Annotated in this window: 16 protein-coding genes; all 16 read right to left on the reverse strand. The window is 37.3% G+C overall.

Annotated elements, in window-relative coordinates:
* Nucleotides 1–19: 19 nt before the first annotated feature.
* On the reverse strand, nucleotides 20–751 hold the full coding sequence (locus tag IEO70_RS08800; protein WP_190998021.1) for a MerR family transcriptional regulator: 732 nt from the start codon (nucleotides 749–751) through the stop codon (nucleotides 20–22).
* Nucleotides 752–1,120: 369 nt separating this feature from the next.
* Nucleotides 1,121–2,416, reverse strand: a complete 1,296-nt coding sequence (locus IEO70_RS08805; protein ID WP_235973557.1) for a globin-coupled sensor protein — start codon at nucleotides 2,414–2,416, stop codon at nucleotides 1,121–1,123.
* A 199-nt stretch (nucleotides 2,417–2,615) separates the two neighbouring features.
* Nucleotides 2,616–3,731 (reverse strand): DHHW family protein, encoded by a 1,116-nt coding sequence (locus IEO70_RS08810; protein ID WP_190998007.1) that lies wholly within the window; start codon nucleotides 3,729–3,731, stop codon nucleotides 2,616–2,618.
* Between the two features lie 14 nt (nucleotides 3,732–3,745).
* Nucleotides 3,746–5,152 (reverse strand): MBOAT family O-acyltransferase, encoded by a 1,407-nt coding sequence (locus tag IEO70_RS08815; protein WP_190998008.1) that lies wholly within the window; start codon nucleotides 5,150–5,152, stop codon nucleotides 3,746–3,748.
* Between the two features lie 74 nt (nucleotides 5,153–5,226).
* Nucleotides 5,227–5,763: a DUF4358 domain-containing protein gene (locus IEO70_RS08820; protein ID WP_190998009.1), complete on the reverse strand. Its 537-nt coding sequence runs from the start codon at nucleotides 5,761–5,763 to the stop codon at nucleotides 5,227–5,229.
* Nucleotides 5,764–5,849: 86 nt separating this feature from the next.
* Complete coding sequence (locus IEO70_RS08825; RefSeq protein ID WP_190998010.1) at nucleotides 5,850–6,512, reverse strand: hypothetical protein; 663 nt, start codon at nucleotides 6,510–6,512, stop codon at nucleotides 5,850–5,852.
* A 264-nt stretch (nucleotides 6,513–6,776) separates the two neighbouring features.
* Complete coding sequence (tnpA, locus tag IEO70_RS08830) at nucleotides 6,777–7,232, reverse strand: IS200/IS605 family transposase (RefSeq protein WP_190998011.1); 456 nt, start codon at nucleotides 7,230–7,232, stop codon at nucleotides 6,777–6,779.
* A gap of 183 nt (nucleotides 7,233–7,415) precedes the next feature.
* Complete coding sequence (locus tag IEO70_RS08835; RefSeq protein WP_190998012.1) at nucleotides 7,416–7,793, reverse strand: helix-turn-helix transcriptional regulator; 378 nt, start codon at nucleotides 7,791–7,793, stop codon at nucleotides 7,416–7,418.
* Between the two features lie 389 nt (nucleotides 7,794–8,182).
* Nucleotides 8,183–9,481: a DEAD/DEAH box helicase gene (locus IEO70_RS08840; protein WP_190998013.1), complete on the reverse strand. Its 1,299-nt coding sequence runs from the start codon at nucleotides 9,479–9,481 to the stop codon at nucleotides 8,183–8,185.
* A gap of 36 nt (nucleotides 9,482–9,517) precedes the next feature.
* Nucleotides 9,518–10,000: a branched-chain amino acid aminotransferase gene (locus tag IEO70_RS08845; RefSeq protein ID WP_206711542.1), complete on the reverse strand. Its 483-nt coding sequence runs from the start codon at nucleotides 9,998–10,000 to the stop codon at nucleotides 9,518–9,520.
* Between the two features lie 17 nt (nucleotides 10,001–10,017).
* A complete protein-coding gene (locus tag IEO70_RS08850) occupies nucleotides 10,018–10,773 on the reverse strand; it encodes an exodeoxyribonuclease III (protein WP_190998014.1) in 756 nt (251 codons plus the stop codon).
* Nucleotides 10,774–10,924: 151 nt separating this feature from the next.
* A complete protein-coding gene (locus IEO70_RS08855) occupies nucleotides 10,925–11,644 on the reverse strand; it encodes a DsbA family oxidoreductase (protein WP_190998015.1) in 720 nt (239 codons plus the stop codon).
* An 84-nt stretch (nucleotides 11,645–11,728) separates the two neighbouring features.
* Nucleotides 11,729–12,499, reverse strand: coding sequence for an SDR family oxidoreductase (locus IEO70_RS08860; RefSeq protein ID WP_190998016.1), 771 nt, complete (start codon nucleotides 12,497–12,499; stop codon nucleotides 11,729–11,731).
* An 18-nt stretch (nucleotides 12,500–12,517) separates the two neighbouring features.
* Entirely contained in the window at nucleotides 12,518–12,727 is a 210-nt protein-coding gene (locus IEO70_RS08865; protein WP_190998024.1) for an acyl-CoA dehydrogenase family protein, read from the reverse strand.
* 120 nt (nucleotides 12,728–12,847) lie between these two features.
* Nucleotides 12,848–13,930, reverse strand: coding sequence for a phosphotransferase family protein (locus tag IEO70_RS08870; RefSeq protein ID WP_190998017.1), 1,083 nt, complete (start codon nucleotides 13,928–13,930; stop codon nucleotides 12,848–12,850).
* Nucleotides 13,931–14,137: 207 nt separating this feature from the next.
* Nucleotides 14,138–14,374, reverse strand: coding sequence for a hypothetical protein (locus IEO70_RS08875; RefSeq protein ID WP_190998018.1), 237 nt, complete (start codon nucleotides 14,372–14,374; stop codon nucleotides 14,138–14,140).
* Between the last annotated feature and the right edge of the window lie 604 nt (nucleotides 14,375–14,978).

Consider the following 14,978-nt stretch of genomic DNA (forward strand, 5'->3'; position numbering starts at 1 on the left):
AAGACCGGTAACTTATTTCTTACTTATTAGCATCAGCATAATAAGCCATCGCTTCACTCATGAATACTGCCAATCCTTCGCCGAATTGATCGATATTATTTGTGAATCGTTCGTCCAATACATACAATTGCCCCAAACCTTTGAATGCATCAAGAGAATATTTGCTGATTGTATTCAGCATATCATACCATTCTTTAATGAGTTCTTGCGCTTCTTTTGAAGATGGTGACAAATCGCGAATCGCTGCCAGCTTACGGAATATGTCATTAAACTGTTGCTTCTGATTTTCTGACATACCTGCTATATTGGCATTTGCCTCATCGACTTGATCGCTTCCCCAACGTTCACGCGCCTCCTGTTCATATGGATTGTTGCTGAAATCAAAGCCTTCAAACTTTTCCTTATTTGTCATCGCCAATTCTCCTTTTGTGTGAGCAATCGTTTTATCAATCGTCAAAAGCATCTTGTCGATTTGATGTCTCTTATCAATCAGCATTTGTTTGTGCATTTGCAACGCATTTTGTCGGTCATAATCCGATTTGCCCATAATCTCTTTAATCTTCTTTAAAGGAAAGCCAAGCTCTTTAAAAAATAAAATTTGCTGCAATGTATCTAAATTAGCCTCCGTATAAATACGATATCCGGTTTCAGTTGTTTCATCCGGTTTCAACAGCCCGATTTCGTCATAATGATGGAGAGTGCGCACGCTAACCCCTGCCAATTCAGCAACTTCCTTTATCTTCATCACTATCGACCTCCCTCTATGTTCAATATAAACTATCACGTAACGTTAGAGTCAACAAGAAAAACCGCCACCAATCCTTTTTTATTTTTGAATCCGCCTCTTGAATTCACTTCAATGGAAAAAGAGACATGCGGAAAGCGACCTGAATAAGACCGAGAGTCTCAGCACCGTTAGTACAGGACGTAGCGCTCTTAGTCACTGATCCTTACTTGCAGGCCGATTCCACATTTTCAGCGTTGACTTATCAATGGGAGGTTTCCAAAGTGGAATAGGTGTTTGGTACTGATACTGGACGTTGATTCGTTAATACTCTATTTAAGCATAAAAAAAGATACTCAAAAAGCTAATACAACTTTTCAAGCACCTTTCATTAGATTATTGCTGAATTTTTTCTGAAATTAATGATAGATCCTTAGCGGATGCTGCCACTTCTTCAAATGAGTTTCCTATTTGATGAAGTACCTTAACGAATTCAATCATTTCTTCTTCTATATTACTATTTTGAATTTTACTTTTCTTCATAGTTGACAGAATTTGTTCAAACTGTGCATCAACATTTTGCATCGACTCGTTACCTAAAAGGGCATTTTCTTTAATTTTCTCGATTGAATCAGCCAATTGCTTCACTTGCTTATTCATTTGGTCAATTAAATCTGAAACGCTTTGAACAGATTTCTTTGTTTCTTCCGAAAGCGAGCGGACCTCTGAAGCGACTACAGAGAATCCTTTTCCATATTCACCTGCTCGTGCAGCTTCAATCGCAGCATTTAAAGCTAACAAGTTGGTTTGATTGGCAATATTGGTAACAATATTAACGACACTTTGCATTTCCGTTAAGTTCGATAAAAATTGTTGAACCTCATTTGAAGCATCATCTACAGAAACAACAATATTATTCATCATTTCATTTTGAACAATTATTTGATGTTTGCCTTCATCTGCTGTTTCATCGGCCATATTTGATAATTCCGTCCCATTACATGCATGCGATAAAATTTCATCCGATTTCTGGTCAAGCTCGTCAAATGAATTCTTAACGCTTTCCGATATAGTTGCAAGCTCTTGCGATTCGTTTAACACCTCATTAATTATTAATTGTTTTTGTTCTTCATGCTTCTGGATTTTCCGTTCTTCTTCTTCTTGATAGGCTTCCAAAACGATTTGCTGTTCTAAATTGAATAGCTTGGAAATAGCGCATACTGCTGTAAAGAATTCATCTCTTCGTTTAATTTTCTGATTAAGAATTGATGTTACTAATTCAAACAGCTTTTGAAAAGCACTCATATACCATTTTGTTTGCAAGCCAATCCTTACATGAACCTTTGCAATTTTAATCCTTCTAGAAATATATTCTTCATCAATTTTTCCGCCAAAAATCTCGATTATATGTTGCTTAAACGTTTGCTTCAGCTTCCCTACAGAACTGTATTTATTGATTGTGTCGATCAAAGAAGGCTCATTTATTAAATTATTATAAAATGCCTCTGTAATTTCCTCTATTCGCTCAATAATAAGTGGTTGAAGTTTACTTGCTATTTTCAAATCTTCCTCAGTAAGCTGAATCATTTTAATTTGATTCGCGATCAGCCCCTCTGCAGCAACGCTCAGACTGCCGATTCCTTCCTGAAAATTCATTGAATCTTTGCTACTCTCTTCTTTTTTAAAAAACAAAACAAAACCTCCCAATTTATCATGCTAATGGTTCGTTACTTTTTAGAAGACTTATTATATTTTGCTCCCATAAAATGAATATATATAATATAGAAAGAACTGCAAGAACCCAAAAAAACATATCAAAATTTATATCGGCTTCTTGTCCAAACACTTAATATTGTATTAGAAATATTATTTATTACGAAGAGATTTTCATTTATTGTTGCAGCCAAATCAAATTTCTATCAGTTAGAAAATGATCGATGTTATATAGAAACAAAACATTGTTTATTTCATTCTCTGCAAGATAAACAGTAAGATTGCTCTGGTTAAACCTCAAATCAACAACATGTACTTCTTCAAAATGATTGACGAGAAAAGGAATAAAGACATGTGCATAAGAATCCTTTACAACTGCTATTTTTCTGCCGTTATTAACGTTTGATGCAATCTTCACTAAGCTGTGATTACCGTCTAGAAAGAAGGAATATTGATCGTTTTTTTGAAGATGCTCATATTCGTATAAAGAGTTTTCCTCTTTTTCTAAGTCATAGATCAGATAATATTCTGCCTTCCATGTTGGAAAAAATGCTTCTATATAGTCTGGCCTTACATTTAAGGCATTCGCTTTAGAATAAAAAGTGCCCTTGAAATTTTCAGAAACAATTTCATTATTAAAGTCTGTCATCTCGAATGGTTGCAATCCCAATATCTTCGAAGATTCCACATAGGCATAATACGCGCCTCTTGCTGTCCAATGATGGTCGGTTCGGAAATAAAGCTGCTCATTGTTGTGCTGTCGCAATGTATCATACACATCAATAAATGAGACATTTTCTGAAAGCTGACTTTTAACATTTTTGATGATGCTTGCTTGACTGTATGATTGCGCGAGCCAAGGCCGCTCCTCCCGATATATATCCACGCTTGTCGGCGCCAGCAAGAAATACATCGAAACACTCTCATTTTTTTCACTAAAAAGATTGATGCTCTTTATATTCTTTTGCAATTGTTCTGACGGCTTTGGAATCGGTTGCAATAACCAATCATGCTTGCCAATCAAAATCCCGTTATTCTCTTGTTTTAATATCAATTTTTCTGCAAGCGCCTTAGCTTTAAGCCAAGAATTCTTCCATATAAATTGATCATTGACGTATGCTTCAAAGTCCTTCATGTAGTCTCCTGAAATAATGGATTCAAGCGTTAATTCCGGTCTTTGAGCCAGCTCACGCTTTTCATACTCCGAGAAATGTTGATCGGCTTTTAGCAAATTCAATAAACCGATTCCGAAAAAAAACAGAAGAAAGAATATAACAACTAATCTTTTAGACATCTCATGCACCCTAACTAAAACCTGAAATATAAAAATGGATTAAATGAATTATCGACTAAATACGCAGTAGAAAAGATGATAATTAAAGTAAGATACCCTACGTATAGCAACTTGATTAATTGTCTGTTTTTTGATATTTTTTCATAGCTATTTTTCAATAAAGAAGTTGAGGCTATCACACAGACAACAAGCAAAACAATATTTGTATACAAATCATAGAAAAACTGCTGATCGAATAATCTATTATTCAAAATTCCGAACATGCTTTTCGCGTATAATATTCCGGCTGATAAATTTTCGAAAGCAAAAAGCAACCATCCAATTAGGATTAAGAAAATAAAATATAGTCTTTGCCATACCGGATGCAATTTATTTAATTGTGTTAATAGCCCAGCCTTCTCAACTGCAATAATGACACCAAAGTACAACCCCCAGAATATAAAATTCCAGCTTGCCCCATGCCAAAAACCGGTCAGAAACCAAACGATGAATAAATTGATATACAATCTTGCTTTTCCCCGTTTGCTTCCACCGAGAGGAATATAGACATAATCGCGGAACCATCCGCCAAGTGTCATATGCCATCTTCTCCAAAACTCTGATATATTTTTAGACATATACGGATAATCAAAGTTTTTCGGAAACGTAAAGCCAAACATCTTCCCTAAGCCAATTGCCATATCAGAATAACCGCTGAAATCGAAATAAATTTGAAAAGCAAAGGCGACAATCCCTAGCCACGCTGCAAACACTGTCAATTCAGCCGGATTTTGACTACTCATATTTTCCCATAATAAACCGATGTTATTGGCAATCAGCACCTTCTTTCCTAAACCGATAATAAAAAGAAGGACACCATCAGCAAAAAGTGTCAGAGTCTGCTTTCTACAATTTAGTTCATGGTCGATATGGCTGTAGCGAACAATTGGTCCGGCGATTAATTGCGGAAAAAGCACAACATACATTGCTAGTGCAATCGGACTTCGCTGCGGCTGAACTTGCCCGCGATATACATCAATTATGTAAGACATTGTTTGAAACGTGTAAAAGGAGATGCCAATCGGCAAAGGAAGCTGAAGCTCATTTATACTTGTCCCAAATATTGCATTGACGTTATTTATGAAGAAATCACAGTATTTAAAGAAGGATAATAAGCTAATATTTATGATTAAAGAAGAGATAAGAAGCCATTTTGCCTTATTCGGTTCTACCGGTCGGAACTTCGCAATAAAGAAGCCATGTATGTAATCAGATACCGCAGAAAAAATCATAAGGAAAATGTATACCGGTTCTCCCCACGCATAGAAAATCAAACTCATAATCAATAAAATGATATTTTTCCACTTCGTCGGACAAATATAATAAATCAATAACGTGAAAGGCAAAAAGAAAAATAAAAACGTTAAAGAGCTGAAAACCAAGCTACCACTTCCATCATTGCATAATAAAGAGACCAGCTTGAAAGAACGTGCTTTCAAGAGGTCTCACATTGTTATTAAAACTGTTCGTTAAATATTTTAACGATTTTCTCAGGATGATCATATGTTACATATAATAAATATCTTCCGTTTGTTTTAATCTCATTCTTTTTAACTTTTTCATATTGATCGGGTAAATATCGTTCCCAAGTATCAATTTGCGCTTGTAATTCTTGTTCCAATACTTGCTTCAACGACTCGACTTCTCCCTCATCTTTTGCTTCTAGCAAGATAATTTCATCTGACTTAACATTCATCATCGGTACTAATATGTATCCAGCATTTATTAATTCCGAATCAAGGTTTAACTTTTCGGCATACATAGTCGCTTCTTCGCTATCTGAAGTCAAATCTGTCAGTGTGTATCCTAGCAATTGCCCATCAACAAGCGGATTCTCTACACCTCCGGCTTCTAGATCACTTGCGATTTGTTCTTTAATATTATCTATTGTTTCTGATAGTGAAACTTCTTTTTCATCGTTTGCGTTACCGCCGCACCCAAACAGGATGACTGAAATAAATGTTAGCAATAGAGCTACGGTAATTTTCTTCATAAAAACCTCCAAAGTTATACTACAAAAATGTTTTATTCAACATCACTATAACGTCTAGTTAAAATCAATGTCAATAATAGGTTTCTTTAATTAGTTTGTGCTTCTATTAACGACTTCATACAACGTGCTAAAAAGGACGGATAATTGCTTGTGAGGTCAGATGGGGTAACAAAAGAAAGTTTAGTCGGACGAAGAATTAATAAGAGATCCTCTTCCAGGCTTTGCTTTGGTGAAGAAATATGTAAGAAATCAATAATTGTACAATATGAGCGATTTCCAAACGGAAGAACAAGCCCTGTTAACAGTTGATTGCCGGCAGGTTTTTTATAATTATTGTTATAAACAGTAACAATTTTATATGAATGGTCAAATAAATCTTTCACAAGTAACACTCGTTCATCGAGCGAATGAACATGTACATAAAAACTCGGATGGATATTTCTCCATTGTAAAACTATGTTTAAAATCGCTCTTTTTCTTTTGAATTTAAAAAGACGCTTATGCAAATAATAATCAAAAATTGTTTTCCCGTCTTTACCAAGTGGCGCACAGAAAACTGCCCACCAATACAGATGCGGATAATAAATCATAGAATGCTCAACCTGCATGCTTTCTTGCTGCTGAAAATGATTGTCCAAATCAAATATAAAGCTATCATAATATGTATTGGAAAAAGAAAATATATCATCGATGATTTCAAATAATTCTTTTTTCAGCTTAACAGTCAAATTCAACGTATCAATCGGCATCCATCTCCCTCCTACCCCTATATTTTACCATACTCTCTCTTATAATTACCTCCCAATCTGAAAAATAAAAATTTCTCAAGATAACTAAAGCTTTAACCCTATTTATTGACTGAAATCATAACCACCCTTCCAAAGGGTGGTTTGAACAAAGGCTATAAGCCTCTACTACCGACCAGCGTCTCAAGGCGCTGGCTTTCATATCATTCAAGCCTCTATTGCCTTTGTCACTTTTGCCACCCCTGAAGGGATACTTGTATTACATGGCTACCCCTTGAATGGGTCGTTATATTCTTTCACACTTAACTTATCAAGGGCAATGTCATGCTTTTCTTGTTCTTGTATATATTTCTTAATCGTTGCCTCATTTAATCCTACTGTACTCACATAATAACCTTCTGCCCAAAAATGTCTGTTTCCAAATTTATATTTTAGATTTGCATGTTTATCAAACATCATAAGTGCACTTTTTCCTTTTAGATATCCCATGAAACTTGATACAGAAATCTTCGGCGGAATGCTCACCAGCATGTGCACATGATCTGGCATGAGATGTCCCTCTATAATTTCTACTCCTTTATACTTACAGAGCGTTCTCAGTATCTCACCTACGCTCTTTCTATATTGATAATAGATTACTTTTCGTCTATACTTTGGAGTGAAGACGATATGGTATTTACACATCCATTTGGTATGTGCAAGGCTATTCGCTTTATTGGCCAATATGCTCACTTTCCTTTCTGTTTTAGAGGCTTGAACACTCTCTATTATAGAACTGAAAGTGAGTTATTTTGTATAACGTTTTATTACCCACCCGCATAGCAGGTGGTTTTCTGTTTCGCCTTCTTCAGGCTCAACTGACTAAAGTCCATAATAAGACCGTCCTGGCAGGACGGCCCATTGTTTTTATTTATAGTGATCATGAAGTGCTTTATTCAGCAGTCCAACACAGCGATCCAATTCGACTTTCATTTGCTTCTTAAAAAGCTTTGCTTCTTCAACGCCGTAATCAGTAAGCTGATAGATGACTATTTCTTGAAAATCGACGCCGGGCTCGCCTTTAATCTTCTTTTCTCTAGTGACAATCCCTTCTTTATATAGCTCATGCAAAGTCTTATAGATTTCTGAATGGGTTGGGTTATAGCCGAACTCTTTCATTTCTTTTCGCAAATCATCGAGCATTTGTGAGCCGTAGCCTTTTTGCTTCGCAATGATATCTAATAAATATAGTTTTAAAAAGGCTCGCTGCTTCAATAAAAAACCTCTGCTTTGCTGTTCGCTCATTTTCCTCATACCTTTCCACAACTATGTCAAAATGACTCGTTTTCTTTATTTTAACTGATAATTCTTCATATTTCTTTATTATCCTTCAAAAAATTATTGCCGATTTCTTTCATTATGATTAGAATACGCCTTGTTAACTTTTTGTTATGATAGCTATTGAGTATTTAGAACATAGTTGTTTTAGAATCATATTAACAGATAACGGCAAATGGATTTCGCTTTTTAGGAAATTGTATCAAAACTGCCAATAAGTTTACATAATATTATTACCGGAAATTCAAAAAGGTTTGCTTTAGAAACTAATCCCTAAAACAAACCTTTTTGATTTTATAGGAAATGATAATAAATGGATCGACGTCCAGCTCCAGCGCCCTGCGCTTTTGTTGTTATTATCGTTTTCGCTGACTGCGGGAAGAAGTGGAATTCCGACTGCCTGAGCGTCCTCTTGAACTTGGCCCGCTTTTTTTAGAACTGTGGAATTGCTTTGATTTTTTAATATTTTCTTCTCTGCGATCCTTTTTGCTTTCTTCCTTTGTCTTGACTGATGTTTTTTTCTTTTGATCGCCGCTTTTCGGCAAATCAACTTGTTCTTTTGGAATTGAGATTTTCAATTCTTTTTCAATTTCCGTAAGTAGTGGCAGATCATTCGATGTAAATAATGTTACAGCTAATCCGTCCATTCCGGCACGGCCGGTACGTCCAATTCGATGAATATAGCTTTCTGCATCTTCAGGAATATCATAGTTATATACATGTGTTACACCTTCAACATCCAGTCCCCTTGCTGCTACATCTGTCGCAACCAGAAGCTGCACTTTCGCTTCGCGGAAATTTTTCATGACGCGTTCCCGCTTAGCTTGCGATAAATCGCCGTGAAGCTCATCGCATAAAAAGCCTTCACTTTTCAAGATGCCGAACAGCTTGCTGACTCTGCGCTTTGTCCGGCAAAAGATAACTGCCATGAACGGCTGTTGTGTCCTGATTAAATGAGTAAGCAATCCTTGCTTGCCGCGATCCGTCGTCTGGACGGCCAATTGCTGAACCTTTTCAGCCGGTCCTTGTTTTCGCTCGATTTGTACGGTATGCGGGTTTTGCATATGCTTTTTCGCTAATATTTTCACATCATCTGACATTGTGGCTGAAAACAGCATCGTCTGACGTTCAGTTGAAGTTTGAGCAATAATACTCTCCACTTCCGGTAAGAAGCCGATATGAAGCATTTGATCCGCTTCATCTAAAACTAAGAATGATACTTCTGATAAATCGATGCTTTCTCTTCGTAAATGATCCAGCAATCTTCCAGGTGTTGCAATCACAATTTGAACATTCTTCTTTAATTTGTTCAGCTGTTTTTCTACATCCTGTCCGCCATAGACTGCTAATACATTGACATCTTCCAAATGAGCAATCAATTTTTGCACTTCATTTGTTATTTGCAATGCCAGTTCCCTTGTCGGCGTGACAATCAGCGCCTGAACATGCTCGCTCTTTGCATCGATTTTTTCGATAATCGGCAAAAGAAATGCGAATGTCTTGCCTGTTCCAGTTTGCGCTTGCGCGATTAAATCTTTGCCTTCAAGCGCAACTGGGATAGCTTGCTCCTGAATCGGCGTTGGTGTTGTAATATTTAAAGCTTCTAAAGCTTGAACCAATTCTCCGGATATTCCGAGAGATAAAAATTGTGACAACTAAATCCCTACTTCCTCTATAACTCATAACTTGTTTTACTTAATGTGATTATTAAGTGTTGCAAGAAAATCAATGATGATTTGAACAGCTTTTGAGATTGACTCATTTTCTTCAAATGATGTCAAATAATTCAGCGTAAAATTTAAATCCCATAGGCCGTCTTGCTGATTGAATAACATAGAATATTTTGGTCCTTCTCCACTCAAATTTTCATCCAGGAAGTTTTTGATTGCTGCTTCCCATTTCTTTTGAAGTTTTAGGCCGGCCATGACGCTGTATGTTCCGAATACATCATCCATTTCAAGTGTTAAACCATCAATTTTAACAGCTTCAAATGCGTCCAATTCTATGTACATATATTCATTTTTATGCTCTTTAAAATAAGAGATTTTATTATTTAAGAAGCTTGCTTCCTCTACTGCTAAAACGTTTTCTGTTTCTTTATCGCATCGTTCCACATACGCTTCTTGGAAATCGATTTTTGTATTGTTTACATTTTCACAATTTTGGTTTGACAATTCCTTTTCCTCCTGCATTACCATTTTATTTCCAGTATAATCGGGCAATGATCGCTCCCTAATACTTGGTCATGTATATCTGCCTTGACAATGTTACCGCTCAGTCTTTCACTGACGATAAAATAATCAATTCTCCAGCCGATATTTCTTTCTCGCACACTGTTCATGTATGACCACCACGTATATTTATCGCTCTTGTCCGGATACATATAGCGGTATGTATCTACAAAGCCGGCACCTAATAATGAAGACATTTTCTCCCGTTCTTCATCGGTAAAACCGGAATTGCCTCGATTTGCCTTCGCATTTTTAAGATCCAATTCAGTATGAGCGACGTTTAAATCTCCGCAAAAAATCACAGGCTTTACAGCATCAAGCTTCACTAAATAGTCTTTTACTTCATCTTCCCATTGCAAACGATAATCAAGGCGCGATAAATCCCGCTTAGCGTTAGGTGTATACATTGTAACCATGAAAAAGTTTTCATATTCCAATGTAATAATCCTTCCTTCATCTTCTTCCTCACGCTCTCCTAATCCGTATGATACAGATAAAGGTTTCTTCTTTGTGAAAATTGCTGTTCCCGAATAGCCCTTTTTCAAAGCATAATTCCAATACTGTTCGTAGCCTTCAAGTTCCAAGTCGATTTGCCCAGCTTGCAGCTTCGTTTCCTGCAAACAGAAAATATCGGCATCCATCTCATGAAAGTAATTTAAAAATCCCTTATTGACACAAGCTCTTATGCCATTCACATTCCAAGAAATTAACTTCATATTTATGTTAGCTCCTGACATTAAAATTCCTATGTACCTTACAATACTATACTATAAACCACCATTTTGTTCTATATAAGAGACATGTAAAAATTGAAGCCGAGAAACAGCGCCCGACATAAGAGCGTCTTCCCGGCTTCAACTAAATTATTTATAGTTGACAAGAGTCTCCTGTACAAAACTCGGTCTTGTTATTAGCTGTCTCATCTTCCTTCGCAATAATCTCAGGTACTGTCTTCTGTTCGCTCCATACTTTTTCCAGCACTTCTAGGAAAACATCAGCACTTTGAGCCCCCGAAACTGCATACTTTTCATTGAAAACAAAAAATGGAACGCCTCTGACTCCGATTTGAGCAGCTGTATTTATATCATAACGAACATCTTCTGCATACAAATCTTCATGTAATACCTTCTTCACTTCGTCTTGGTCCAAACCGATTTCTTCAGCTAATCGGATCAATGTTTCATAATCGCCAAGATGCTTCGATTCTGTGAAATAGGCATATAACAGCCTTTCCATCATTTCTTCCATTTTACCGAGTTTTTTTGCGTAATGACTTAAACGGTGGGCAGCAAGCGTATTAGTCAAAATCATCGTATCAAAATGATAGTCAAGTCCAACTTCTTTTGCTTGAATAACCACTTGAGCTCCCATCGCTTTTGCTTTCTCATATGACATGCCATATTTCTCAGCCAAAGCCGAATGTATATTTTGAGTTTGGTTAATTGGTGCATGCGGGTCAAGCTGATAGCTTCGAAAAATAACTTTCACTTGATCTTTATGTGAAAATTTATTTAAAGCGTCCTCAAAGCGTCTTTTGCCAATGTAACAAAACGGACAAGCAAAGTCCGACCATATTTCTACAATCATTTTTCATACCCCTTATTTGTGATCAGTTAAAATTATTATATTCCCACTTATTAAATGATTGCAAAAATATAGACTTTTAAAATATTAAGCGGTCATGCCTCCGTCCACCGCTAAAACAACTCCTGTGACATAATCAGATGCGGGCGAGGCCAGAAATAAAGCTGCGCCTTTCAAATCATCATCGCTACCGAATCTTTTTAATGGCGTACCTTTTAATATCTTTTCGCCGTTCGATTCTAGCACTCCTTTAGACATTTTTGTCGGGAAATATCCCGGAGCGAGTGCATTAACGTTAATTCCCCGCGGTCCCCATTTGACAGCTAAATCCTTCGTAAATGTGATTACAGCACCTTTACTAGTGCTGTATCCAATCGCATTCAGTTCTTCAGGACTGGATCCTTTTATTCCAGCAACAGAAGCAATATTGATAATTTTTCCTTGTCCTTGCTGAAGCATTACTTTTCCCACTTCCCGACTCATTAGGAATGTCCCGGTTACGTTGACGTTCATCACTTTTTCCCAAGCTTTTATCGGCATTTCTTCAGCAGACGCTCCCCATGAGGCACCGCTGTTATTGACGAGAATATCAATTTTTCCGAACTTTTCGATAGTTTGTTTGATCACTTCCTTTACGCTGTCTTCATTCGTAACATCACATTGTAAGGCGAGCGTTTCGACGCCAAGTTTTGCTATGCTCTCGCTAGCCTCTTGACATGCTTCCAGTGATCTGGAGCAAAGGACAACATGCGCTCCTGCTTCTGCATATCCTGTCGCAATTTGTAGTCCTAACCCTCTTCCGCCTCCGGTCACAATTGCTACTTTCCCTGTTAAATTAAATAGCTCATTTACATGCATAGCTTCCACCTCTTATATTTATTTTTTAAATTCAAGACGCGCAACTGTCCGTTTATGTACCTCATCCGGTCCATCGGCCAGACGCAAAGTTCGTATGTTAGCCCACGAAGCAGCTAAAGACCAATCATTGCTGAGTCCTGCTGCCTCAAATGCCTGAATTGCCCGGTCGATAATTTTCAATGCTACATCCGCACAAAGCAGTTTTCCGAAAGCTGTTCGGTTTTGAATTCGCTTACATAAAAGTCATAACGCTCTCTCTTCCGTTCATACAGTGAAGCAACTTATCGGTTTCCCTCAGTCGAAATTCATAATTCACTCTACTCCTTTGCAAATTAAATTGAATGATGCTTATTGGAGGGATTGTTGTTCAGAGGCTGAAATGGCATGTTGAATAAGTGCGTTGACAGTTATGTTGAATTGTTTAAATCGATGATCATTCGTTTGCCCTTTTTTATAGCGGTAATAAATTTGCTGGCAAATGACAGCCAGCTTGAAATAGGCAAAAGTCATATAAAAATGCATATTCGAAACATCTTTGCCGCTCTTTCTTGCATAAAGCTCAATTGCTTCTATTCTAGTGACAAACCCCTTTTTAATAGTGATTGGCGGTTTTCCGAAAGCCATAACTAGTCCTTCAGGATCATCTGCTTTTACCCAATAGCTCATTGCAACACCTAAATCAGCTAAAGGATCTCCGACAGTTGCCATTTCCCAATCAAATAAACCGATTATTTCACGAAAGTCCGGAGAGAACATCGCATTATTCAACTTATAATCATAATGAATAATCGAAGGCTGCGAGGAAATCGGAATATTGTTAAGAAGCCATTTTTGCAAATCGGCAACGCCTATAATAACATCTGTTTTAGCGCGTTCGTATCTTGTGATCCAACCATTGACCTGCCTTTCCATGAAGCCGGCGGGACGGCTGACAACAGGCATTTTTGTATCGGTATAATCAATTTGATGGAGCTTAACCAATTTTTCAATCATCAATTCGGATATTTGTTTTCCAATTTCAGCTTCATTTTCCGGCTGAACGTATCCCGGAAAATGCGTATCCAGAACAATACCTTTTTTTCTTTCCATTAATAAAAACGGCGCTCCGATAATCGTGGAATCCCCACAATATAAAATCGGCTTCGGAGCAGGCGGGTATATCGGATTCAATTCGCTAATAATGAAATGCTCCCTCTCCATATCATGCGCTTTCGGGGCGACAGGGCCTAATGGAGGCCTTCTTAATACAGCTTCCCATGACCCGATTTTTAAGCAGTAGGTTAAGTTGGAATGGCCTGCTGTGAATTGGGTAATCTCCAGCTGCTCTTCCGGTAATCCTTCTATATTATTGCGTAAATAGTTTACTAGATTGCTGCTGTTTAATTCCTCTCCTTTTCGCACTTTTTGAGTATCACTTCCTATAACGGTCAAACTATCATCTCCTCTCTATATGAATTTAGTAAACTTTTTATTATCATTTACCATTTCCTACATTTTACATTTTTATTCACATATTTTACAAGTTAATTTTATCAACATCACATTCATCGAAGAAAAGTTATGTGTACACATTTATAAAAATTGCCTGAGGACCATGCTTTAATCTTAATTTTTAAAAATTTTCCAAACCTTTTTCTACTAAAAATACTGCCTCACCCGCTGTATAGCACATAATCCATGATAAGCCTGATGAGAATTCTCGATTTGTTTCAGCAATTCTACTGACCGCATCGATTTTGTCGCAATGCGTATAGTCTTTCCATTGACCTTCTCGGCAATTGACCGGCAATTTTCTTCAAATACCAAGTCATCCAGTAATAAAGCCGGCAATTTTTCTCCCTCAATAGCTTGAATTAAAGTATGTATAACAGTCACCGCACTTTCCGCCTGTTTGACACACTATATTCTTTTTCTATTAAGTCCAGCCCTCTTTTTAAAAAGAAAAACCGGCACCGGTCCTTTTTCATCATGAATATGCTACTCAGAATACCTCGATGAAAAAGGAGACATGCGGGAACCGAAAAGCGGAAGCGGTCAGCAAGTAAGGAACAGCGACTAAGGACGCTACGTCCGCATATCTTCGTCGCTGTGACTCTCATCGCGAGAGCCCCACACAAGAAACCTGCCTTTGGTTTCTTGTGGGAGGCAAGAGGAACATCGGCTAAAGGCGTCACGTCCGCATACCTTCGCCGATGTGACCTACATCCTGTGGGCCTCCGAGCATGCCAGGTGTAAGGTTAGACAGCTATCTAGGTTCAAAAATATAATCTTATCCAATAAAAAGAGGCTGGGACAAAACCCTCCTCCGAACTAAAAAAGCCGGTGAAGTTTTACGACAAGTAAAATTTCACCGGCTTTGAACTTTTAAATAATAAAATAAGGACAACTTCTGTTAAAATTGAGTCACCACAACCAAATCCAACAGAAAGAAGTGTCCTTATGTTTAAAGATTATAACATGAATCAATTAGTTTTGCCTT

This window comes from Peribacillus faecalis (assembly GCF_014712675.1).
GTDB lineage: Bacteria > Bacillota > Bacilli > Bacillales > DSM-1321 > Bacillus_AD > Bacillus_AD faecalis.

What these genes read in the sequence shown, in the direction of transcription:
- IEO70_RS08810 (WP_190998007.1), bottom strand. Translation starts at nt 3,731, where the DNA reads ATGTCTAAAAGATTAGTTGTTATATTCTTTCTTCTGTTTTTTTTCGGA.
- IEO70_RS08820 (WP_190998009.1), bottom strand. Translation starts at nt 5,763, where the DNA reads ATGAAGAAAATTACCGTAGCTCTATTGCTAACATTTATTTCAGTCATC.
- IEO70_RS08850 (WP_190998014.1), bottom strand. Translation starts at nt 10,773, where the DNA reads ATGAAGTTAATTTCTTGGAATGTGAATGGCATAAGAGCTTGTGTCAAT.
- IEO70_RS08825 (WP_190998010.1), bottom strand. Translation starts at nt 6,512, where the DNA reads ATGCCGATTGATACGTTGAATTTGACTGTTAAGCTGAAAAAAGAATTA.
- IEO70_RS08855 (WP_190998015.1), bottom strand. Translation starts at nt 11,644, where the DNA reads ATGATTGTAGAAATATGGTCGGACTTTGCTTGTCCGTTTTGTTACATT.
- IEO70_RS08860 (WP_190998016.1), bottom strand. Translation starts at nt 12,499, where the DNA reads ATGCATGTAAATGAGCTATTTAATTTAACAGGGAAAGTAGCAATTGTG.
- IEO70_RS08835 (WP_190998012.1), bottom strand. Translation starts at nt 7,793, where the DNA reads ATGAGCGAACAGCAAAGCAGAGGTTTTTTATTGAAGCAGCGAGCCTTT.